This is a genomic window from Brevundimonas subvibrioides ATCC 15264 (assembly GCF_000144605.1).
GTDB lineage: Bacteria > Pseudomonadota > Alphaproteobacteria > Caulobacterales > Caulobacteraceae > Brevundimonas > Brevundimonas subvibrioides.
This window is the reverse complement of record NC_014375.1, coordinates 1,995,072-2,015,868: the sequence shown is the minus strand read 5'-3', so window position 1 is coordinate 2,015,868 and position 20,797 is coordinate 1,995,072. Positions and strand designations below refer to the sequence as shown.

General features: G+C 65.7%; 21 protein-coding genes. 12 read left to right on the top strand and 9 right to left on the bottom strand.

The annotated features are described in order from the left end of the window. Positions 1-141 precede the first annotated feature (141 nt). Complete coding sequence (locus BRESU_RS10090; RefSeq protein WP_013269445.1) at positions 142-552, top strand: very short patch repair endonuclease; 411 nt, start codon at positions 142-144, stop codon at positions 550-552. Further along, entirely contained in the window at positions 549-1,682 is a 1,134-nt protein-coding gene (locus BRESU_RS10085; protein ID WP_013269444.1) for a DNA cytosine methyltransferase, read from the top strand. The genes BRESU_RS10090 and BRESU_RS10085 overlap by 4 nt, the downstream gene beginning before the upstream one ends. Here BRESU_RS10085 and BRESU_RS10080 read toward each other — a convergent pair. After that, positions 1,666-2,331, bottom strand: coding sequence for an Eco29kI family restriction endonuclease (locus BRESU_RS10080; protein WP_013269443.1), 666 nt, complete (start codon positions 2,329-2,331; stop codon positions 1,666-1,668). The two genes, BRESU_RS10085 and BRESU_RS10080, sit on opposite strands and share 17 nt — an antisense overlap. A gap of 138 nt (positions 2,332-2,469) precedes the next feature. Here BRESU_RS10080 and BRESU_RS10075 point away from each other — a divergent pair, with 138 nt between their 5' ends. Together BRESU_RS10075 and BRESU_RS17415 are read left to right on the top strand one after the other, a co-directional pair. Then, the gene (locus BRESU_RS10075) at positions 2,470-3,021 is read left to right on the top strand and encodes a hypothetical protein (protein WP_041761524.1); all 552 of its coding nucleotides are present in this window, start codon (positions 2,470-2,472) and stop codon (positions 3,019-3,021) included. A gap of 81 nt (positions 3,022-3,102) precedes the next feature. Continuing rightward, positions 3,103-3,567, top strand: a complete 465-nt coding sequence (locus tag BRESU_RS17415) for a hypothetical protein (protein ID WP_156796145.1) — start codon at positions 3,103-3,105, stop codon at positions 3,565-3,567. Between the two features lie 226 nt (positions 3,568-3,793). Here the strand turns inward: BRESU_RS17415 and BRESU_RS10065 are convergent, their stop codons facing one another. The 5 genes from BRESU_RS10065 to BRESU_RS10045 are packed head-to-tail and all read right to left on the bottom strand — an operon-like array spanning position 3,794 to position 10,847. Continuing rightward, the gene (locus BRESU_RS10065; protein WP_013269442.1) at positions 3,794-4,453 is read right to left on the bottom strand and encodes a TetR/AcrR family transcriptional regulator; all 660 of its coding nucleotides are present in this window, start codon (positions 4,451-4,453) and stop codon (positions 3,794-3,796) included. A 48-nt stretch (positions 4,454-4,501) separates the two neighbouring features. Continuing rightward, positions 4,502-5,260: a 3-oxoacyl-ACP reductase FabG gene (gene fabG, locus BRESU_RS10060; protein ID WP_013269441.1), complete on the bottom strand. Its 759-nt coding sequence runs from the start codon at positions 5,258-5,260 to the stop codon at positions 4,502-4,504. Beyond that, positions 5,257-6,960 (bottom strand): class I adenylate-forming enzyme family protein, encoded by a 1,704-nt coding sequence (locus tag BRESU_RS10055; protein ID WP_041762407.1) that lies wholly within the window; start codon positions 6,958-6,960, stop codon positions 5,257-5,259. The genes fabG and BRESU_RS10055 overlap by 4 nt, the downstream gene beginning before the upstream one ends. Positions 6,961-6,993: 33 nt before the next feature. Beyond that, positions 6,994-8,367 carry a spinster family MFS transporter gene (locus BRESU_RS10050; protein ID WP_013269439.1) on the bottom strand — a complete coding sequence of 458 codons (1,374 nt, stop codon included), beginning with the start codon at positions 8,365-8,367 and terminating at the stop codon, positions 6,994-6,996. Further along, complete coding sequence (locus tag BRESU_RS10045) at positions 8,367-10,847, bottom strand: TonB-dependent receptor (RefSeq protein WP_013269438.1); 2,481 nt, start codon at positions 10,845-10,847, stop codon at positions 8,367-8,369. Before BRESU_RS10045 ends, BRESU_RS10050 begins: the two co-directional genes overlap by 1 nt. A gap of 224 nt (positions 10,848-11,071) precedes the next feature. Here BRESU_RS10045 and BRESU_RS10040 point away from each other — a divergent pair, with 224 nt between their 5' ends. The 5 genes from BRESU_RS10040 to BRESU_RS10020 are packed head-to-tail and all read left to right on the top strand — an operon-like array spanning position 11,072 to position 14,505. Then, a complete protein-coding gene (locus tag BRESU_RS10040; RefSeq protein WP_013269437.1) occupies positions 11,072-11,518 on the top strand; it encodes a MaoC family dehydratase in 447 nt (148 codons plus the stop codon). 27 nt (positions 11,519-11,545) lie between these two features. After that, complete coding sequence (locus BRESU_RS10035) at positions 11,546-12,094, top strand: MaoC family dehydratase (RefSeq protein ID WP_013269436.1); 549 nt, start codon at positions 11,546-11,548, stop codon at positions 12,092-12,094. A 10-nt stretch (positions 12,095-12,104) separates the two neighbouring features. After that, a complete protein-coding gene (locus BRESU_RS10030; protein ID WP_013269435.1) occupies positions 12,105-12,536 on the top strand; it encodes a Zn-ribbon domain-containing OB-fold protein in 432 nt (143 codons plus the stop codon). Beyond that, positions 12,533-13,723, top strand: coding sequence for a lipid-transfer protein (locus BRESU_RS10025; RefSeq protein ID WP_013269434.1), 1,191 nt, complete (start codon positions 12,533-12,535; stop codon positions 13,721-13,723). Before BRESU_RS10030 ends, BRESU_RS10025 begins: the two co-directional genes overlap by 4 nt. Next, positions 13,720-14,505: an enoyl-CoA hydratase/isomerase family protein gene (locus BRESU_RS10020; protein WP_013269433.1), complete on the top strand. Its 786-nt coding sequence runs from the start codon at positions 13,720-13,722 to the stop codon at positions 14,503-14,505. Before BRESU_RS10025 ends, BRESU_RS10020 begins: the two co-directional genes overlap by 4 nt. 7 nt (positions 14,506-14,512) lie before the next feature. On the opposite strand, the gene BRESU_RS10015 is transcribed toward BRESU_RS10020, so the two are convergent. Both BRESU_RS10015 and BRESU_RS10010 read right to left on the bottom strand, forming a co-directional pair. Next, on the bottom strand, positions 14,513-15,406 hold the full coding sequence (locus tag BRESU_RS10015; RefSeq protein WP_169308018.1) for an alpha/beta hydrolase: 894 nt from the start codon (positions 15,404-15,406) through the stop codon (positions 14,513-14,515). Beyond that, positions 15,393-17,018, bottom strand: a complete 1,626-nt coding sequence (locus BRESU_RS10010) for a flavin-containing monooxygenase (protein ID WP_013269431.1) — start codon at positions 17,016-17,018, stop codon at positions 15,393-15,395. The genes BRESU_RS10015 and BRESU_RS10010 overlap by 14 nt, the downstream gene beginning before the upstream one ends. A 141-nt stretch (positions 17,019-17,159) precedes the next feature. Between BRESU_RS10010 and BRESU_RS10005 the strand changes: the two genes are divergently transcribed. From BRESU_RS10005 to BRESU_RS17805, 3 genes are all read left to right on the top strand, one after another. Continuing rightward, entirely contained in the window at positions 17,160-18,662 is a 1,503-nt protein-coding gene (locus tag BRESU_RS10005) for a CoA-acylating methylmalonate-semialdehyde dehydrogenase (RefSeq protein ID WP_013269430.1), read from the top strand. A 123-nt stretch (positions 18,663-18,785) separates the two neighbouring features. Then, positions 18,786-19,412 carry a tyrosine-type recombinase/integrase gene (locus BRESU_RS10000; protein WP_013269429.1) on the top strand — a complete coding sequence of 209 codons (627 nt, stop codon included), beginning with the start codon at positions 18,786-18,788 and terminating at the stop codon, positions 19,410-19,412. 780 nt (positions 19,413-20,192) lie between these two features. Then, complete coding sequence (locus BRESU_RS17805; RefSeq protein WP_013269427.1) at positions 20,193-20,291, top strand: peptidoglycan-binding domain-containing protein; 99 nt, start codon at positions 20,193-20,195, stop codon at positions 20,289-20,291. Between the two features lie 34 nt (positions 20,292-20,325). Here the strand turns inward: BRESU_RS17805 and BRESU_RS09995 are convergent, their stop codons facing one another. Further along, complete coding sequence (locus BRESU_RS09995) at positions 20,326-20,718, bottom strand: helix-turn-helix domain-containing protein (protein WP_013269426.1); 393 nt, start codon at positions 20,716-20,718, stop codon at positions 20,326-20,328. Between the last annotated feature and the right edge of the window lie 79 nt (positions 20,719-20,797).

The window sequence follows — 20,797 nt, the reverse complement described above, 5'->3', positions numbered from 1 at the left end:
GAAAGGGAGGGGCGGGAAGCACAGCATCCCGGCGCGCGAGGGGCACGGCGGGCGTCCGGGACTCGCGGCCTTCACTCGCGCCATCGGATGGCTGCACGGCCTGGACTTCCCAATCCAAACTCGGCTCATGGCTTGGACACGATGGACACCTTGAGCCCCCAACAGCGCTCCACCCGCATGTCCCGCATCCGCGGGCGGGACACAAAGCCGGAACTGGCCGTCCGCCGGCTCGTGCATGGCCTCGGCTACCGGTACCGGCTCCACCGCAAGGACCTGCCGGGTAGGCCTGACCTGGTGTTCGTCCGGCGCCGCGCCGTGATTTTCGTTCACGGCTGCTTTTGGCACCGACACCCTGACCCTGCCTGCAAGCTCGTCCGGCTGCCGAAATCACGCCTGGAGTTCTGGGAGCCCAAGCTCGCTTCCAACCGGGAGCGCGACCTCGCGGTCGAACAAAGGTTGAACGAATCAGGCTGGCGGGTTCTGACGGTGTGGGAATGTGAATTGCGCGACCCCGAGGCGGTCGCGACCAAGGTAAGGGACTTGCTTCGATGAGATCCGTGGAGTTGTTCGCGGGCGCGGGGGGCCTTGGGATCGGCGTGGCCCGAGCGGGGTTCGAACCCGCCGCCGTCGTCGAATGGGACCGGTGGGCCTGCGAAACCTTGCTTGAGAACAAGCCTTGGCCCGTCCATCGCGGGGATGTCCGCGAGTTCAGCTACGACCACCTCGCCAACATCGAGCTGGTCTCCGGCGGGCCGCCTTGCCAACCCTTCTCGATGGGCGGCAAGCACAACGCCTTCCTCGACCGCCGCGACATGTTCCCCGAGGCGATCCGCGCCGTCCGTGAGCTGCAACCCAAGGCCTTCATATTCGAGAACGTGAAGGGCCTGACCCGTCAGGCGTTCGCCAACTATCTCGAGTACATCCGGCTCCAGCTTCGCCACCCCGAAATGGAGGCGAGGGCCGGGGAGCCTTGGCTGGACCATCTCGCCCGTCTCGAGCGCCACGAAACCAGCGGGTCGCACGCGGGGCTGCACTACAACGTCGTGCTGCGCTTGCTGAACGCCGCCAATCATGGCGTTCCGCAGAAGCGGGAGCGAGTGTTCATCGTCGGCTTCCGCTCCGACCTGAGCACGGAGTGGAATTTTCCCGCCGAAACCCATTCGGCCCGAGCGCTCGCTTGGGCGCAGGGGCCCGAGGGCGACTACTGGGACCAACACAAAGTCGCGAGGAACAACCGACCACTGCTCGTGGTGCCGCCCAAGGAGAGGCCCGAAAGCCAGCCATGGTTGACGGTCCGCGACGCGCTGGTCGGCCTACCTGATCCCCAGACTCGCCCCGAGGCCGCGAAGGCCTTTCCGGATCACCGTTTCATTCCCGGTGCCCGGAGTTATCCAGGTCATACCGGAAGCCCCCTGGATCAACCGTCCAAGACCCTGAAGGCTGGGGTCCACGGCGTGCCTGGTGGCGAGAACATGCTGCGTCGGCCGGATGGGTCGGTACGCTATTTCTCGGTGCGCGAGAGCGCGAGGCTCCAGACCTTCCCGGACGATTTCCTGTTCCACGGTGCGTGGGGTGAAACCATGCGCCAGCTCGGAAACGCCGTGCCTGTTCGACTGGCGGAAATCGTTGCCCAGTCCGTGCGCGCGCAACTCGACGGTGTCGAGGCTAGAGGAAGCGTCTGATCCGCTCGAGCATCCACCGAGTTCTCGGATCGGTTGGTTCCTCGCCAAGCTGCCGCACGCTGTCGGTGATACGGTCCGCCGCCTCCGCTTGACGCCCGTCGCCGGCTGGGCGACCACCCCGGCCGGGGTGCAAGGAGTCCCACAGGGACACCGTGCCCGTTGTGCGGTTCTTTCCCACCACCTTGCTGCCAAAGCCCATGCCATTCCAAGCAGGGCGGAAGAGAGTGATCAGCACAGATTCTGCCAAGCCTATGTAAGCGTCGTTCAGAACGAGGTAGCGGCAGCGGAAGTCTGCGATGTCGAGACTCGATGTCGCCCGGATGGAGGCGGCGTGCTCGCTCAGCCTCCCATGAATGGCTTTCTCGGTCGTGGGTTTGGGATTGAACCCCTGCTTCGCGTTTCGACGCAGTGCCTTGCCGATGTAGACCGGGTACTGCCACCGAGCCTGATCCAAGTCCCGCAGGCCCGCATAGGCGACCTCGGGGCCGCTGTAATAGAGGACATACACGCCCGCCCCCTCGAACGGCTCCGGCGGAAGCCGGTGCAGCGGCTGTTGCACCAGTTCGATCCCAAGGATCACGCCGATGTTCTCGACGGCGAGCGGATCGAACGTTTGCGTGTCGTCGCCGGGGCGATGGACTCGGTTCATGGAACCATGAGTATCGGGCGAAGCAGCGAGCGGCAATCCAGGAGTTGATCTCGGCTAGGATGCCGAGCCGCGATCTATGCGCCATTTGCTCCGAGGCGTGTCGTCGTCATAGTTGTGCGCGGAACGTAGGGGGGCAGAGTGGCTTACCAGATCATCAGCGACGGCGTGGTCTTGGACGCGCATGTCGAGATCCAAGGCAGCGACATTCGGCTATACAGCCGGAGCGGCAGGATGGGCTCTGCGAACGCGAGGAACGTCGATTACGCGCCGGGCCTGCGAGCATTGCTCGAACAGTTGAACGCGGCGAGCGTAAAGGTAATCGAGGCGTATGTTGATAGCGGCCGAGTACAGACGATGCCGCTCGACGACCGCCGCATCCTCTCGGTAGAGGACGTGGGGATTGAACCGACCGAGCAACTCATACGGCTGAGCCAGCGGATGCGAAGGGTCGGTCGGACAAGCGACCAATCTGGAGGCAATAACAACAAGCTCATCAGACTTTGCACCGACGCGGGCGCTCAAGCCCTAAAGTCCGCTCTCCATCTCGCGCCGGCGTCGATCAACGTTCGAAGTCTCAATCGCATTCCGGAGGCAGATTTCGACCTCATCAAACCTCACCACGTCTGGATGGCCGTGGAAGCCTTAAGGACCCGGACCGACTGGTCCCCCTACAGTCCGTCAATCGACTAAGACGTACTTCTGGAGGACGGAGTCCGGCTCCCGCCCAAGGCCGTCTTTGGCGGCGCAGCCTCGGAGGCGCTGGGATTTCCCGTGCTCCCGCGGCACTTCTCCGGAGGACTGCGCACAATCTGTTTCGTCGCGATCGAGGAGGCCGGTTTTGCGATTGTCTCGAAATCCGGGCAGCAGCCGGTTGCGACTGTGCCCGCATCCGAGGAGGACGGCTGGCTGGAAGGCACCCCAAAACTTCGAAACCACCTTCGGCGTGAACGTGCGCGCGGCCTGTCCAGGGCAAAGAAGAGCGTGTTCATGGAGGCGAATGACGGCCGGCTATTCTGCGAGATCTGCCAGTGCGAGCCGATCCAGGACCACGGCGATCCGTTAGCTGACGCGTGCATAGAGATCCACCATCGCGAGACGGCCATCGGCGCCATGGGACAAGGTCACAAGACCAAGCTCGATGACCTTCAGTGCTTATGTGCAAACTGCCACCGGCTCATCCACGCGAGGCTTAGGCATGCTGAAAATGCGGCTTCGGCCGCCATGGTCGCCGTCTAGCGAAGTATGCTGCTGACGAAGGGAAACAGTTCGCCCCAGAACTAAAGCGAATTTGGGTGGCGGTCCGCGAAGGGCTGCTTCTGACTCGTCAAAGACGTTCGGAACGTCCGCTTTCGGGACGCCACTCTAAGACCGGCTCGACGATGGGACCCCGCGGTTGGCTGCGGTGTCGAGCCTTGAAAGCTTGTCGATGTGTGCGTCAGGACTGCATCGGGCTCATCAGCAATCAAGCCCGCATGCCGGAAACCATCATGTTGGCGTAGGTCTCGCCGATTTCGCGCGCGCTTTGGGGCGAGGTCTCGGGGCGGAACCAGCGATGGGTCCAGCCGACCACGCCCAGCATGCCATAGGAGACCACGCGCGAGGGCCCGACGTCGCGCAATGTGCCGTCGGCATAGCCTTCCTCGATGATCGAGATGAAGGCGTTCTCGATGATGCGATTTACCTGCCGCATGTCCGATGACCATTTTGAACGGGTGCCGGACACGCGACCGAGGTTCTCGCGGATGTAGATGAAGAGCAGCGGGTAGTGTTCCCCGTACGATTCCATGATCGAGACGATCAGGTTCCACAGCTTGTCGGGCGCGGGCAGGGCGCTGGCGGCGATGTCAATGGCGATCTGCGAGTTGCGTTCGGCCACGGCGCGCAGCACCTCGTCGAACAGCTCTTCCTTGGACGAGATGTAGTAGTAGACCGAGGCGCGATCGATGCCGAGCTCGGCCGCCACCGCGCTGATGCTGGCACCCTGCAGGCCCAGACGGTCGAACACACGGACGGCGGCTTCGGCGATCTCGCGCCGACGCCGTTTGTAGGCGTCGGAACTCTCTTCCTTCGCCGCCTTGCGGCGTTTGCCGATGCCGCTGGTCTTGTCGCTGGTCGGGCTCATTCTGCGACCTGATTAGCGAGCGAGTGGCGAAAGACCAAGCGGGCCCATTCAGCCGCGCGGTCCACCCGCCACGAACAGGACCTGACCCGACACAAAGCCCGACCGCGGATCGGCGAAGAAGGCGACGGCGTTGGCGATGTCCTCGGGCTGGCCCGGTCGGCCTGCGGGCATATCGCGCACGACGTCCGCGATCATCGCCTCGAAGGTCACGCCGAGCCGTTCGGCCACGGCGGCCGTCATCGGGGTCACGACGAAGCCCGGTGCGACGACGTTTGCGGTGATGCCGGATTTGCCCATCTCCAGGGCCAGGGTCTTGGTCAGGCCGATCAGCCCCGCCTTGGCCGCGGCATAGTTGGCCTGCCCATAGGCCCCGAGCGCGGCGATGCTGGCCAGGTTGATGATCCGGCCATGTCCGAGGCGGCGCATCGCCGGCTGAACGGCCCGGCACATCAGGAAGGCGCCGCGCAGGTTCACGTCCTGGACGACCTGCCAGTCGTCGAGCGTCATCTTGGCCAGGGTCTTCTCGCGCAGCACGCCGGCGTTGTTGACCAGAACGGCCGGCGGCCCCAGCGCGGCCTCGGCCGCCTCGACCGCGAACTGGACCGAAGCCTCGTTGGCGACATCGACGGCCACGGCGATGGCCCGACGCCCCAGCGCCTCGATCCGCGCGACGGTGTCTGCGCACGCCGCCGGGTCCAGATCCATCACCGCGATGTCGCAACCGTCCGCGGCCAGGCGTTCGGCGATGGCGGCACCGATGCCGCGCGCGCCTCCGGTCACGAGCGCGACGCGCGAGGGTTGGGTCATGACAGGTCCAGACGTTCGATGGCCATGCGCGACAGCAGGAATTTGCGGGGTCTGCCCGACGGCGTGAGCGGCACGTCCTCGGCCCCGATCGGCAGGATGTGACGCGGCACCTTGAAGCGCGCCAGCCGCCCAGCGCACCAGTCGATCAGCGCCTGTGGATCCAGCGCCTGTCCGGCACGGACGACGACGAAGGCCACACCGACCTCGCCCATTCGGTCATCCGGCACCGGCGCGACGTGGGCCTGAAGCACTGACGGATGGACCATGAGCACGTCCTCGATTTCAGAGGGCGTGACCTGCTCACCGCCGCAGCGATAGCTTTCCTTCACGCGCCCGACCAGGCTCAGATAGCCGTCGGCATCGATCCGGCCCAGATCGCCGGTGTGCAGCCAGCCCTCGGCATCGAACGCCTCGGCCGTGGCTTCGGGCTTGTCGTAATAGCCAGCGGTCACGCCGGGTCCCCTGGCCATCAGTTCCCCGACCTCGCCGGGTGGAAGAACCGCGCCGGACTGCGGGTCGACGACACGGTAATCGACGATGCGGTGTCCGATGGCCGGATCGCCCGCCGGCCCGACGTCGCGCAGCCGGCCGTTGGTTGTCTGCAGCCGGTCGGTCGGGTCGTCCGGCCGGGTCACGGTGGTAGAGGCCGTGCATTCGCTCATGCCGTAGCCGGTCGTGATCTCGATGCCGTTGAAGGTGGCGAGAATGCGATCCCACAGTCCGGGTGGCGTGCGGCCCCCGGACGACAGCATGCCCTTCAGTGATGTCGTATCGACCGGCGTGTCGACGAGGGCATCGAGCACCGCCAGCGTCATCGTCGGGATCAGCAGGAGGTCGGTGACCCTGTGCCGCTCCACCGCCCGCAGCGTCGCACGCGGATCGAACTTGAGATGCGGGACGATCGCGCCGCCCACGAACAGCGCCGCCAGAAGCCCTTCCACATAGCCGTAAACATGGTTCATCGGCAGGCTGAAGTGGATGCGCCGGCCGTCTTCGAAGGCCCGGGCGTAGGCGCTGCCGAAGGCTGCGCGCAGCAGCATGTCGTGGGTCAGGACGACGCCCTTGGGCGAGCCGGTCGTGCCCGAGGTGTAGATGATGTCCGCGGCGGCCGCAGGGTCGCCATCCGGCAGCTCGCCCGCGAAGCCGTGGAGGTCTTCAAACGAGGTCGCCCCGGCCCGCCCGTCGCCCTCGGCGGGGAAGACCGCGACCGTGCGCAGGTCGGGCAGGGCCGTGCGGCCTCCATTGCGCTCCCACTCCGGAGCGATCTCGTCCAGCATCTCCAGGTAATCGAGGTCCCGGAACCGGTCCATCGTGACCAGCATGACGGCCCTCGACTGGCGCAACACATAGGCCAGTTCGTCCCTGCGGTTCAGGATGTTGACCGGAACGGCGACGGCGCCGATCGCGGCGACGGCAAATTTGAGCGCGGCGAAGGCGGGATAGTTGGCCATGACCAAGGCCACGTGTTCGCGCGGCAGGACCCCGGCCTTGACGAGGCCTCCAGCGATCGAAGCGGCCCAATCTGCCATCTGGCGATAGGTCCAGGTCCGGTCATCGGTGATCAGATATGGTCGATCCGGGTACCGCTCTGCTGTGTCGACGAGCATCTCATAGAGGGTGAGCGGCCTCCACGGATCGAAGCTCCGAGCCGTGGCGGCCTGACGCTCGGCGACGGAGGGGAGGGACGCGCTGTCAGGCATGATCGGGTCGTGGACGCTCTCGAAAGCCATGGTTCAGGGGTTCAGGATCTCATGATGCTTGCGATAATCCGGTCGTCCCCAGCCAAATGCCAGTGCCGCCAGAAGCGTGGAGAGCGTCAGGGTGATGCCGAGTGAAAGCCCGAGCGCTGTTTCGGACCGGAAGACGTAGTCGTTGAGGAGTCCGGGCAGCAGGGGCCCCATCGTCAACCCGCCGAGGTTGGCGACGAACAGGATCAGGGCCAGGGCCTGTCCCCGGACCTGGTTGGGCAACACCATCTGCGAGGCCGCGTAGCAACTGCCCGCCGGCATCGCCAGAAGGACCACCCCGATCGCGAAGACCGCGACCGTAGCCGGAGCCGAAACACCCTGGGCCCAGATCAGCGCACCGAAGGCGAGGGTGCCGAGGATGGAGCTGAAGGTCGCGATGCGCAGCGCGGCGTCCCGACGACCGGCCACGAGGCCGCTGTCGCTGAGACGCCCGCCCATGAGCATCCCGAAGCTGCCGCCGATCAGCACGACCAGACCCATGACCAGCCCGGTCTGTTGCGGTGTCCAGTCGAAGGAGCGCTGCAGGACGCCCGGCGACCACAGCATGAAGGCGTAGAGGGCCACCGCCTGGAACATCAGGCCGAGCGCGATCGAGGCCACGGCGACCCGTCGCTTGGCGATCTCCGCGACGGTCTCGCGAACCGTCAGACGGGCGACCGCCCCGTCAGCGGCCACGATGGTCTTGCGACGGGCCGGCTCTCGCAGGGTCAGGACCCAGAGGGCGACCAGGAGGCCGGGAATGCCGGTGACGAGGAAGGTCGCGCGCCAAGAGGCCACTTCGCCGAAGAAGGGCAGCGTCAGGGTCGCGGTCTGGGTGACCAGCTGGACCACCAGCCCGCCGACCAGCAGCGCCAGGCCGGAGCCCAGATAGATGCCGACGCCATACAGGCTCATGGCGGCCCCCAGCTTCTCGTTGGGGAAGGTGTCGGAGATCATGGAGACGGCGGCGGGAGCGAGGGTCGCTTCGCCGACGCCCACGCCCATGCGGGCGAGAAACAGACCGGGATACCCCATGGCGACCGCACAGGCGGCTGTCATCAGGCTCCAGAAGAAGACGCCGGCCGCGATGATGTTTCGACGATTGAACCGGTCGACCAGACGTCCCGCCGGCAGGCTGACGATGGTATAGAACAGCGAGAAAGCCAGGCCGCCCAGCAAGCCGACCTGGGTGTCCGACACCGCGAACTCGGCCTTGATCGGGCCGACGAGCAGACTGAGGATCTGCCGGTCGATGAAGGACAGGGTGTAGCAGACCGTCAGGACGGCGACCGTGTACCAAGCGTAGCCGGTCGCGGGCGGTGCTCTCAACGAAGAAACCGCCGGATCTTTCGATCCGGCGGCCTGGGGGCTGTCCATCATCAGAACTTTGCCGAGAACTGCAGGGCCACTTCACGGCCCCGCGCGATCACGCCGCGCTGCTCCCCGATCGCGCCGGGCACACTGGCCCCGCCCGTCCGGTCGGCCGCATAGAGGATGTAGTTCTCGTCCGACAGGTTGCGACCGATCAACTGGGCCGAGTAGCGGCCATCCGGCGATGTAACGGTGACGCCGGCATTGTATCGCCAGAAGGCCTCCTGCAGCGTCGCCGGGGCCATGGTTTCCGAGGCATAGTAGCTGTCGCTGTAGAAGCCGTCGCCGGTCAGGGCCACGCCGAACCCTGCGATCTGGGTCTCATAGGTGAAGCCGGCGCTGCCCGACCACTGGGGTGCGCGAGCGGGCGCGCGCCCCTCGAAGTCTTGCTGCAGCGTCAGCGCCGTCGCATTGACGAACGAACAGTTGGCCGGCGCCACGGCTGTTGCCCGCACCGTCCCGGTCGGGAAGGCGTAGGAATAGCACTGGCCCACGAAGTCCTTGAACTGCGCATCGACGTAGGCGATCGCACCCCGCAGTTGCAGGGCGTCCGTCGCCTGCCATGTCCCGTCGGCCTCGACCCCGCGCTGCTGGACCTCGCCGGCATTGTTGATCGTGTAGGCGATGCGCGACGGATCGTAGGTGTTCACCTGCAGATCCTCGAACCGGTAGGCGAAGGCTGCGACGTTGGCCCGGATCCGACCATCGGCGAAGATTCCCTTGGCTCCGGCCTCGAAGCCGCTGGCCGACTCCGGACTGAAGTCGATGTCACCGATCACGGTCGTCGTCTGGAACGGGCTGGTCAGTCCAAACCCTCCGGACTTGTAGCCCGTCTTGTAGGCCAGGAAGACGGTGTGGTTGCTGTCCGGACGCCAGGTGATCGTCGCTTCGGGAGAGATGTTTTCATCCTCGAAGCGGCCCTGGATCTCGCCGACGTTCGACGAGCCGGCATACGTCGTGTTCTGGGTGGCGAAGGTGCCGATGCCGTAGAGGTTGCGCTTGGCGAAGTCCTTCTGTTCACGCGTCCACCGCACACCGCCCGCGATCTCGATCGTGTCGGTCAGGTCATAGACCAGCTGGCCGAAGACCGACTGGGTCTCGCCGCTCTGCTTGGCGTAGTCCTCATAGGTAGAGAACCTGCCGGACGCGGCCTGGTAGTTGCTGTCCCGCAGCTTGGTGTCGTTCGTCGTGAACAGATCGGTGACCTGATAGAAGGCCCCCAGCATGAAGTTCAAAGGTCCGGCGTAATCGCTGGTCAGCCGGAATTCCTGGCTGATCTCCTGGTTGGTCTGCCGATTGTAGAAGGCCAGCTGCGAATAGGTCGTCTGATCCAGGCCCGACAGGAACTCGTACTGCGTCGAGTTGTAGCCGGTGGTGGACGACAGGTTCAGCGCGTCGGTCAGGGCCCAGTCGAAGTCGAGCACGCCTGTGAAGACGTCCAGCTCGCCATACGCTCTGTTGTTGCCGCGATACCCGCGCATCGTGCGCGCGATCGCGTCGGGCAGGTCGCCGCTTGTCGTGCGGTTGTCGGCGACGCAATCCGCAAAGGGGTCGGCGATGCCATAGACCCTCGGATTGGAGCCGCCGGAGCAGGATCCGATGTTCTGGGTGGCGACACCGGGGCCCGCGTCCTCGTTGTGGCCCATGAACAGTTTCAGTCGCCCGGTGATGGTCGGGGCGATCTCGGCCGTGAGGGTAAGGCGGCCGAGGATTTCCTCGTCGCCGGGGCGGCTGTCGGAGACGCCCGGTAGCGTCGCGGCACCGATCGGGGCCCCGGACGCCACCGTATAGAACGGGTTGGCGATGGGCTGGGCGGTATTGGTGAGCCAGCCGTCCAGGTTGCGATAGCGCAGGGCCAGACGGGCATTCAGGCCCTCCGCCAGGGGACCGGAGACGTAGCCGTCGATCGTGGCCTCGTCGCCCTCGAACTCGTAACCGGCGCGGAAGCCCGCCTCGAACTCGTCGGTGGGATCTGCGGACTTGATCGAAATGACGCCCGCGGGGCTGTTCTTGCCAAAGAACAGCGCCTGCGGGCCTTTCAGGACCTCGACCTGTTGCAGGTCGAAGAAGCCCATCTGGGTGATCCGGCCGTCGCTGGTCTGGACGCCATCGATAGCGACCGACACCGCCTGTTCAAAGCCGGTCTGATTGGCCGGGGAACTGATGCCACGAATGGCGATCGATCCCCCGCCGTTCGACTTGTACGCCCCGACGACGACCGTCGGGGTGAGCTCTCCGATGCGTGACAGGTCGTCGGCCCGGTTCCGCTCCAGGGTCTCGGCCGTCACCACATTCACGACGACGGGAACGCTGATCAGCGTCTCCGATCGCCGCCGGGCGGTGACCACGATGTCGTCGACCGACGAGGCATCTTGCGGGGGTGTCGCGCTCTGGCTGTCGGCCGACTGCGCGAACGCAGGTCCCGAAGCGACCAGCAGCAAGGCTGCGGCGCTACCCGCCATCAGCAGCGATTTCGTAGATACAGCCATGGCTCTCCCCTGACTTTCCAATCCCTGTCGCCATCCGCTCGTCTTGTGCGAGTCCTTGCGACCAGCTCAGGAAGACCGGTGCCGTACGATCTGTCAATACCGGTGTTGACAGAAATCAACGAGCGCGTTGATAGTGTGCTGGAGGGGCTCCAGACGGTCGTGCATCGCGATCATCGCCCCGGCAGCGGCCGTCAGAGTCGCGCAGATGGGAGTAGGAGTGGGCCATGGATGGCACTGGGGCATCGCTACCGCTGGACCTGGCGATCACGCCGGCGACACCGGTCGGCTACCGACTGCAGAGTCTGCGCAAGAAGGCCGCGATCCAGTTGATGGGTTCGCGTCTGTGGGGCCGGTTCAATCCGAACCACTGGGATCCGGTTTATGCCGCTGAGACCGGTCTCAAGGCTCCGATCCAGACCGGCGAGATGTCATCGGCCTACATCGCCGAGATGTGCGTCAATCATTTCGGGGCCGCCTTCTTCAAGGGCTCACGCGTGGTTCTCAAATACGTCGCGTCGACCTTCGCCGACGAGATCATCTCGACCCAGGGCGTGGTGCGCGAGAAGCAGCCGAAGGGCAGCGGTCATCGCTTCATCGTCGATGTCTGGGCCGAGAACGAGGCCGGCGAGAAGAAGACGGCCGGCTGGGTCGAAGTCGATGTCGGCGTCTGATCGCGCGCCCTGCAAGGAACTGATGCCATGACACCGCAGACCCAATCCCACCGCCCGGCTACCGACGCGCTCAAGCCCATGAGCCCCCTTCAGGCCCGACAGACGCGCACCTTCATCGACGGTCTCGCCTCGGAAGCGCGACCCTACTGGGACATGGTCGAGATCGGAGACGAGCTGTCGCGCGACCTCCACCTCTCCGCGGAGCTGGTGATCCTGTATTCGGACGGGGTCGAGGACTTCAATCCCTGGTACGAAGGCTGGCGGATGAACAGCTGGCACATCGAGGGTGAGTCACCGTTCGGCGGGGCGATCGTGCCGCCCTTGCTGGTCTCGCATTTCGTCCTGTCGGTGCAGTTCGACGCCACGCGACCGTTCTCGATCGGCTCGATCCATACCTATCATGACTCCGAGATCGTGGAGCCAATCCCCGTCGGGGCGACCGTGCGGATCACGACCCGGGCGACCGAGAAGTTCGAGAAGCGCGGCCGGCGATACGTGCGCCATGCGGTCGAGGTCACCGACGTGAACAGCGGTCTCCTCTACTTCCGCGAAACCCGCGACATCCTCTCGCTCTGAGGGGCTGCGCATGACCGACCAAGCCATCACAGCCGTCGTTGGCGAGTCGCTCGCACTGGACGAGGCGGCGCCGGCCTTGCTGGGCACCCGCTGCGGGGATTGCGGGTCGCTCTACTATCCCCGGGTCGTCAGCTGCCGGAATCCGGAGTGCCAGGACAAGCGTGTGGTACCCGCGCGTATCGCCGGACGCGGGAGGCTCTACAGTTTCACGATCCAGCGTTACCGACCGCCGGCCCTGTTCGCGCTCGAGCCATGGCAGCCCTATGCCCTGGGGCTCGTGGACGTCGAGGACGGTCTGCGGGTGATGGGCATCGTGGATGCGCCGCCGGACGATCTCCGGATCGGCATGCCGCTCCGCCTTTCCACGCTGGTTGTGAACGACGATGCCGGGACAGCCGTCGTGACCCATAGCTTCGTTCCCGACGATAGAGCGGACGCATGAGGCCGGTCTATGTGCTGGGTGTCGGGGCGCACCCTTGGGGCAAATGGCCGGAAACGACCCAGGTCGAACTGGCCATCCATGCCGTGAAGGCCGCGCTGGGCGAGGCGTCGCTGGAGTGGCGCGACCTGCAGGGGCTGGTCGCCGCCAGTTCGCGCTTCGAGGGCGGGATGGGATGGGGCCTGCACGCCAACGAACTGACGCAGGCCGTCTCGGAACACGGACTGGCCTGCATCAATGTCGGCGGAGCCTGTGCGGCCGGGGCCGTCGCCTTCCACACCGCCCATATGCTGATCGCCAGCGGCCAGTACGAGACCGTGGCGGCCATGGGAGCGGAACGGATGCCCAAGGGGTTCATCCCGCGCCCGCCCGGCTCTGCGGACGATCCGGCCGATCATGACTTCCTGCGCTGGAAGACCATGGGGGCCACCAATCCGGCCTATTGGGCGATGGAAGCCCGGCGCCGGATGCACGATCACGGTACCACCGCTGAAACCTACGCCGCCGCCTCGGTCATGATGCGCCGCCACGGGGCGCTCAACCCCTACGCCCGGTTCCGGACACCCTCGACCGTGGACGAGGTTATGGCCTCTCCCATGGTCAGCGACCCCTTGCACCTGCTCGAGATCTGCGCGGTCAGCGACGGGGCCGCCGCCGTTATCCTCGGATCCGAGGCGCAGGCGCGCCGCGCGGGAGGACCGATGATCGAGGTCGCCGCCAGCGCCATCGCCACCGGCCGCTTCGGCGACCCTGCCGCGCGCATCCCCACCGTCGGCGCGACGCCGCGCCCCGATGTTTCGCACACCAGCGAGGTCGTCTCGGCGGTCCACAGGGCGTGGGCCCTGGCCGGTATCGGGGCCGACGACATCGACTTGGTCGAGATCGCCGACAACACCGCTTGGCACATCCTGGCCTGGCCCGAGCTGTTCGGCTTCTTCGAGCCGGGGCAGGCCGATGGAATGCTGCTGTCCGGGGAGCTGACCCTCGGCGGCCATTTGCCGGTGAATCCCAGCGGGGGCTTCCTGTCGTTCGGTGAGGCCACGACGGCCCAGGCGCTGATGCAGGTCTGCGAACTGGCGTGGCAGCTGCAGGACCGGGCCGGCGAGCGCCAGGTCGAGGGTGCCCGCATCGCGATGTCGGCCGTCCTGGGCCTTGGAGCCAATGGCGGCTCCATCGTGCTGAAGCGATGACCGAAGCCGTTCAGGTCGAAGTTCGCGATCGCGTCGCGGTACTGACCCTGTCGCGCCCCGACAGCGGCAACGCCATCGATCAGGAGATGGCGGACAGTCTTCTGAAAGCGACCCTTCACATTGCCAGCGACGATGCGGTGCGGGCGGTTCTGCTGACGGGGCAGGGGCGGGCCTTCTGCGTTGGGGGCGACGTGAAAGCATTCGCCGCGACCGGGACCGGTGCGTCCGCCCTCGTCGATGGCCTCACGGCGTCCTTGCACGTGGCGGTCGCGCGGCTTGCCCGCATGGACAAGCCGCTGGTCACGGCGATCAATGGCGCAGCAGCCGGTGCCGGGTTCGGATTGGCTATCCTGGGCGATGTCGCCCTCGCGGCCAGGTCGGCGAAGTTTGCTATGGCCTATGGGGCGATCGGCCTGACACCGGATGGCGGCGCGACATGGCTCCTGCCGCGCCTGGTCGGATTTCGCCAGGCCCAGCGGCTCGCGTTGACCGGCGAACGGATCGATGCGACCGAGGCAGAACGAATCGGCCTGATCACCCGGGTGATCGACGACGATGCCTTGCAGGCCGAGGCGCTCGCTGTCGCCACGACACTCGCCCAGGGGCCGCGACTCGCCTTTGCGCGCACGCGGGCTCTGCTCCATCAGTCCCTGTCGAACGGGCTCGAGACACAGCTGGAACGCGAGGCCCGAGGCATCGCCGAAGCCATCGCCGGGCCAGAGGGACAGGAGGGCATCGCGGCCTTCGTCGCCCGACGTCCGGCGGACTTCAGCGGCCTCTGAGCGCCAATCAGGTCAGGGCTGAGACCAGCCCCTCCGACAGTCGATCAAGAGCCTCGTCGCCGCGTTTGCTGCCTTGAGGCAATCCGGCAAACCCATGGATCATATCTGGATAGTGGTGGCCGACGACCTGAACCCCCGCCGCTCGTGCCCGGTCAATCAGGCCCTGGCCCTCATCCCGAAGAGGATCGAACCCCGCAGTGATCACCACGCTCGGCGGCAGGCCGGACAGGTCGACCTTGGTCAGATCGGGCATGCTTTCGCTCGCGAACACGCTCCAGGCCCAGGCCATGAAGTCGCGCGTCAGCATATGGTCGCGACCGAAAGCCATCTGGGAGGCGCTGTCGCACCGCGCGTCGATCGCAGGATAGAGGAGGCCGAGCCCCGCGATGGGCGGGTGCTCGCCCGCGCACCGCAGGGCCGTCGCGATGGCCAGCCAGGCCCCGGCGCTGTCGCCGGCTAGCCCCAGGGGCGTACCGGGAAAGTTGGACCGGACCCACCGGACGGCCGCGAGCGCGTCGTCGAGACCGGCGGGGTAGGGGTGCTCGGGGGCCAGGCGGTAATCGACCGAGACGACGGTCAGCCCGGTGCTCAGGGCCAGGCGTCGGCACAGGGCGTCGTGGGTGTCCAGGTCGCCGAAGACGAAGGCTCCACCATGCAGGAAGACCACGATCGCGGTGTCCGCGTCGCCGGTCGACCGATAGAGTTTCAGGGGCAGGGGCCCGCCGGGTCCGGCGATCTCCAGGTTTTCGACCGTCAGGATCTCCGGTTTCGGTGCCCGGGCGAGATAGCCGTTCGCGCCGCTCCGGAAGGCCGCGAGATCCGCCGGCACCCGGAGCGCCACCCGTGGATCCTCGAGCCACCTCGCGAGAGCCGGATCCAGCGACCCGTCAGGAGGCGGCACGTATCGCCTCTCCGCCCCGCAGGTCGAACCCGTCGTAGCCTTGGGCCGCAGCCTTCTCGAGGATGCGGCGATAGCCACGGACGCCACCGGAATAGGGCATGAAGACGCGGGGCTTACCCGGCATCTCGGCCCCGACGTAGTAGGACGGCGTCTTCATGTAGAGGGTCTCATGAGCGCGGGCATTGACGTGATCCACCCAGTCGGACTGGGCGGCCTCTGTCGCCTCGATTTCTTCGACGCCTTGCTGTCGCGCGCTGTCGAACAGGGCCGCCAGCCAGTCGATCTGTTCCTCGCTCGACAGAATGACATTGCTGAGCAGCGATGGGCTGCCGGGTCCCCCGACGAAGAACAGGTTGGGAAAGCCGTGGACGCCGATGCCCAGATAGCTGGCCGGACCGCCGGCCCAGGCGTCCCCCAGGGTCTGGCCGTCGCGGCCCACGATGTCGATCTTCAGGATCGACCCGGTGAAGACATCGAAGCCGGTGGCGTAGATGACCACGTCGAACGGCAGGTCTCCGGCCGTGGTGCGAAGACCGGTCGGGGTGAAGCGCTCGATCGGCGTCTCGCTGATGTCGACCAGCGACACATTGGGTCGGTTGAAGGTGGCGAAATAACCCCCGTCGACCGAAGGGCGACGCGTTCCGAACGGGAAGCCCTGGGGCACCAATTTTTCCCTCAGGACGGGGTCCTCGATCTGCTCGCCGATCTTTCTCTGCACGAAGGCCGAGGCGATGTCGTTGGCGGCCTGGTTCAGCAGGATGTCCTTGAAGGTCAAGGCGAAGCCGAACCCCAGGCGGTTCCAGGCGGCCTCGAACGCGCGTTCACGCTCGTCCGGATCGACCTCGGCGGCGGACCGGGGATCGGGCGCAAACCCCAGGCCGCTGGGCGAGTTTCGCGCCGCCTCGCGACGGGCCCGGTAGTTCGCCTTCACCGCCGCATCCTCCGCGTCCGAGACGGGGGCGTTGGCGGCGGGGATCGAATAGTTTGCCGTCCTCTGGAACACCGTCAGATGCTCGGCCTGGGCTGCGATGATCGGTGTCATCTGCACGCCGGACGATCCCGTGCCGATGATCGCGACGCGCTTGCCCTCCAGCGCCACGGGCTCGCGCGGCCAGCGCGCGCTGTACAGTACCTGGCCCGCGAAGGTGTCCTGTCCCGGATAGGTCGTGGCCTTCGGCATCGACAACTGCCCGACGGCCATGACGAAGCGTTGGGCGGACCATGCGCGGCCGTCCTCCGCCTCGATCCGCCAGCGGCTGGTCGCCGGATCGAGCACGGCGCTGCGCACGCGCGTGTTCAGGCTGACGTCGCGCCGCAGATCGAACCGGTCGGCGACATGGTTGATGTAACGCAGGATCTCCGGCTGCTTCGCGTATCGCTCGCTCCAGCGCCACTCCTGTTCCAGCTCTTCGGAGAAGCGGTAGGAGTAGTCGAAGCTTTCGACGTCGCAGCGGGCGCCGGGATAGCGGTTGAAGTTCCAGACGCCGCCGATTTCGTCAGATGCCTCGAGCACCTGAACGCCGAAGCCCTGCGCCCGGAAGGTGTGGAGCGCCCGCAGTCCGGCCAGGCCTGCCCCGATCACGAGGATGTCGATGCGGACGTCTTCAACCATGCGGGTCTCCCTGCCGAAAAGCTGCCACGGCCGGGCGCATGCGTCAACGATGGTGTTGATAAGCGGCGAGCGCGTGGCTAGGACAGGCAGGAACCCGCTGGCGCGATCGCCCGTGCCCAGCCCTGGCATCCGAGGCTCAGCATGCGCGACATCCACCATTTCATCGACGGCGTGTCCTTCACCGGGTCGTCGGGCCGGTTCGCCGATGTGTTCAACCCGAACACCGGCGAGGTCCAGGCGCGGGTGCAACTGGCCTCGGTGGCCGAGATGGATCGCGCGGTGCAGGCGGCGCAGAACGCCTTCGAAGGCTGGTCCTCGACCAATCCCCAGCGCCGCGCGCGGGTGATGTTCGAGTTCAAGCGGCTGGTCGAAGCCAACATGACCGAGCTGGCCGAACTGCTGTCGTCCGAGCACGGCAAGGTCGTCGCGGACTCGAAGGGCGACATCCAGCGCGGGCTTGAGGTCATCGAGTTCGCCTGCGGCATCCCCCATGCGCTGAAGGGGGAATACACTTGGGGCGCCGGTCCCGGCATCGATGTCTATTCGATGCGCCAGCCGCTGGGCGTGGTCTCCGGCATCACCCCGTTCAACTTCCCGGCCATGATCCCGATGTGGATGTTCGGCGTGGCCATCGCGGTCGGCAACACCTTCATCCTCAAGCCCTCGGAGCGTGATCCGTCGGTGCCGGTGCGTCTGGCCGAGCTGATGATGGAGGCTGGCGCTCCCGCCGGCGTGCTGAACGTCGTCCACGGCAACAAACAGGCCGTCGACGCCATCCTGACCCACCCGCTGGTCCACGCCGTCAGCTTCGTCGGCTCGTCCGACATCGCCCACTATGTCTATCAGACGGGCGCGGCCAACCATAAGCGGGTCCAGGCCATGGGCGGGGCCAAGAACCACGGCATCGTCCTGCCCGACGCCGACATGGACCAGGTCATCAAGGACCTGTCGGGCGCCGCCTATGGCTCGGCCGGCGAACGCTGCATGGCCCTGCCGGTCGTGGTCCCGGTCGGCAAGAAGACCGCCGACGAACTGCGCGAGCGGATGGTGGCCGAGATCCCGACCATGCGGGTCGGCGTCTCCACCGACGCCGGCGCCCACTACGGCCCGGTCGTCACCGCCCAGCACAAGGCGCGGGTCGAGGGCTGGATCGACCAGGGCGTCAAGGACGGCGCCGAACTGGTGGTCGACGGCCGCGGCTTCAGCCTCCAGGGCCACGAGCGCGGCTATTTCATCGGCCCGTCGCTGTTCGACCACGTCACGCCCGAGATGGAATCCTACAAGGAGGAGATCTTCGGCCCGGTGCTGCAGATCGTCCGCGCCGCCAGTTTCGAGGAGGCCCTGTCACTGCCCTCGAAGCACCAGTACGGCAACGGGGTCGCCATCTTCACCCAGAACGGCCGCGCGGCGCGCGACTTCGCCGCCCGGGTCAATGTCGGCATGGTCGGGATCAATGTGCCGATCCCCGTGCCGGTCGCCTATCACACCTTCGGCGGCTGGAAGCGCTCGGCCTTCGGCGATACCAACCAGCACGGCATGGAGGGCGTCCGCTTCTGGACCAAGACCAAGACCGTCACCGCCCGCTGGCCGGACAGCGAACTCGAGCACGCGGACTCCAGCTTCGTAATTCCCACTATGGGGTAGCCGTCACAACTAGGTGACACCTTGAACTTCTCCTTTTGACGATCGGACGAATGTCCGCTCGTGGCGCATCTGAGCCGTTTGGAGCGTATCCTGACGAGGGGGCGTCGATCGTGGGAGGTGGCCATGAGCCAGCCCGATCTCTTTCGTTTACCCCGCAAGCCTTGGAACGCTGGCCGAATGACCGGAGCCAAAGCCCCGCTTAAGCCAAAGCACATCTGGGCAATCCGACAGCATCTCAAATCCGTCGGATCGATCCGAGATCTGGCGATGTTCAACATCGCATTGGACGCCAAACTGCGGGGCTGTGACTTGGTCAAGCTCCGGCTCGGCGACATCGCTCAGGGCGGCGTCATTCGGCAACGATCGACGATCGTGCAGCAAAAGACCGGTAGGCCGGTGCCGTTCGAGATCACGGAAGCCGCGAGGGAAGCTTTGGCTCACTGGCTGGAGCGCCAAGGGCGACGGCGCGACGACTGGCTGTTTCCTAGTCGCAGCCGAGATGGACAGCACATAGGCACGAGGCAGTACGCTCGGCTGGTAGATGCCTGGGTGAGGATGATCGACCTCAACCCAAGCGCCTATGGCACCCACAGCCTTCGACGCACGAAGGTGGCCTTGATCTACAAGAAGACCGGAAACCTACGCGCCTGCCAACTCCTGCTCGGCCACGGAAAACTAGAGAGCACCGTCCGATATCTCGGCATCGAAGTGGACGACGCGCTGCAGATTTCTGAGCAGATCGACCTTTGAGCCGGCTTGGGGCAGCCCGCCCGAAAGCGGACTGCCCCAATGTCTCGTAGGGGTCGGTAGCGGACATCTGTCCAGGCACCGAAAGCAGACCCTCCACGCCTCGGATCCATCCGAGGGGATGAGCGGTCCGGCCTCCTTGTAGGTGGGGACCCGAAGGGCCGGACCGCATACCGACGCCCGGGGTGAACGCTGGCGAGCGCGGTTGAACAGCTGTGTTTGGCGATTACCAATCTAGCAATCTGTCGCAGGCCACGGCCTAGCCATTTCGCGGATAGCGGTCGCGGCCGTAAGTCCAGTCGGTCTGCCACTGCCCGTCTGCGTCCCGAACCACGACTTCAGCGGCATAGCCCATCGCGCCCGTCACATTTGCGGCGTGGATAGCGTCATTCAGAGCTGAGACCTTAGTCCTGTAATCAAGGTCAGCACCGAGGTGCCGTACATTCCAGTTGGGGCCCTTCTTGGACACATAGAAGACCCCTCGCATCATGTGTTTGGTTATTCGACATTGACCCTCTGAATCGAGCGGATGCCTAGCGGGGCAAAGCGTCGCTTTTCTAGCTGTGGTATCAGGGCTGGCCCTATCTGAAAGGCGAGAAAATTAGCAGCCTCGGCCAGTGCGGCTGCAGACCCATGATCCGACGGTCAAACCGATCATGATGAGCGTGGCTACGACCATGAGGCCGATCCACACCCCTTCCCCTCGGTCGCGGCGCTTCATCGCCTGAGAAGGCGCCCAGCGTACGCCGTTCGCCAACCCCCACACATCACAGGAGACGACCCATGGACGTGCGCGACCTCCAGCGCCGGTTGCAGGCACTTGGCTGCTATGCCGGTGCCATAGACGAGGGGTTCGGCCCTGCGAGCATGGCTGCGCTCTAGAAAGCCCCCAGGCAACGCTTCGGCGTCATTGGCTTCATCGGCTGTCGTCGGAACTGGCGAATGACCTTGCCAAATCCAGCAGAAGGCGCTGGCGTTTGGGGCTCAACTTCGCGAACGCGTCCGCCATTTCGACACCGACCTTGCCCAGGCTCGCGAACACGAAGTCAGGGGTCCTTACCGTCCCCTCATCGAGCCCTTCAAAAAAGTAAGTGACCGGGAGGTTCAGCTTTTCGGCCAGCGTCCACAGAACCGACGCTGAAATCCGGTTCGTGCCTCTCTCATACTTCTGAACCTGCTGAAACGTCACGCCTACCAACCGACCGACATCGGACTGGCTCAAACCCATAAGGGTCCGAGCGGCGATGAGTTGGCGACCAACATGCACGTCTAGTTGTTGCCGCTCCTCGGCGGCTTGACTGCGGGCCATTGTTTTCCTGACCGATTATCCGAGACCAAACCGTCCGCTATCAGACCACTCATCTGACACTTACCCACGACGTCCGATA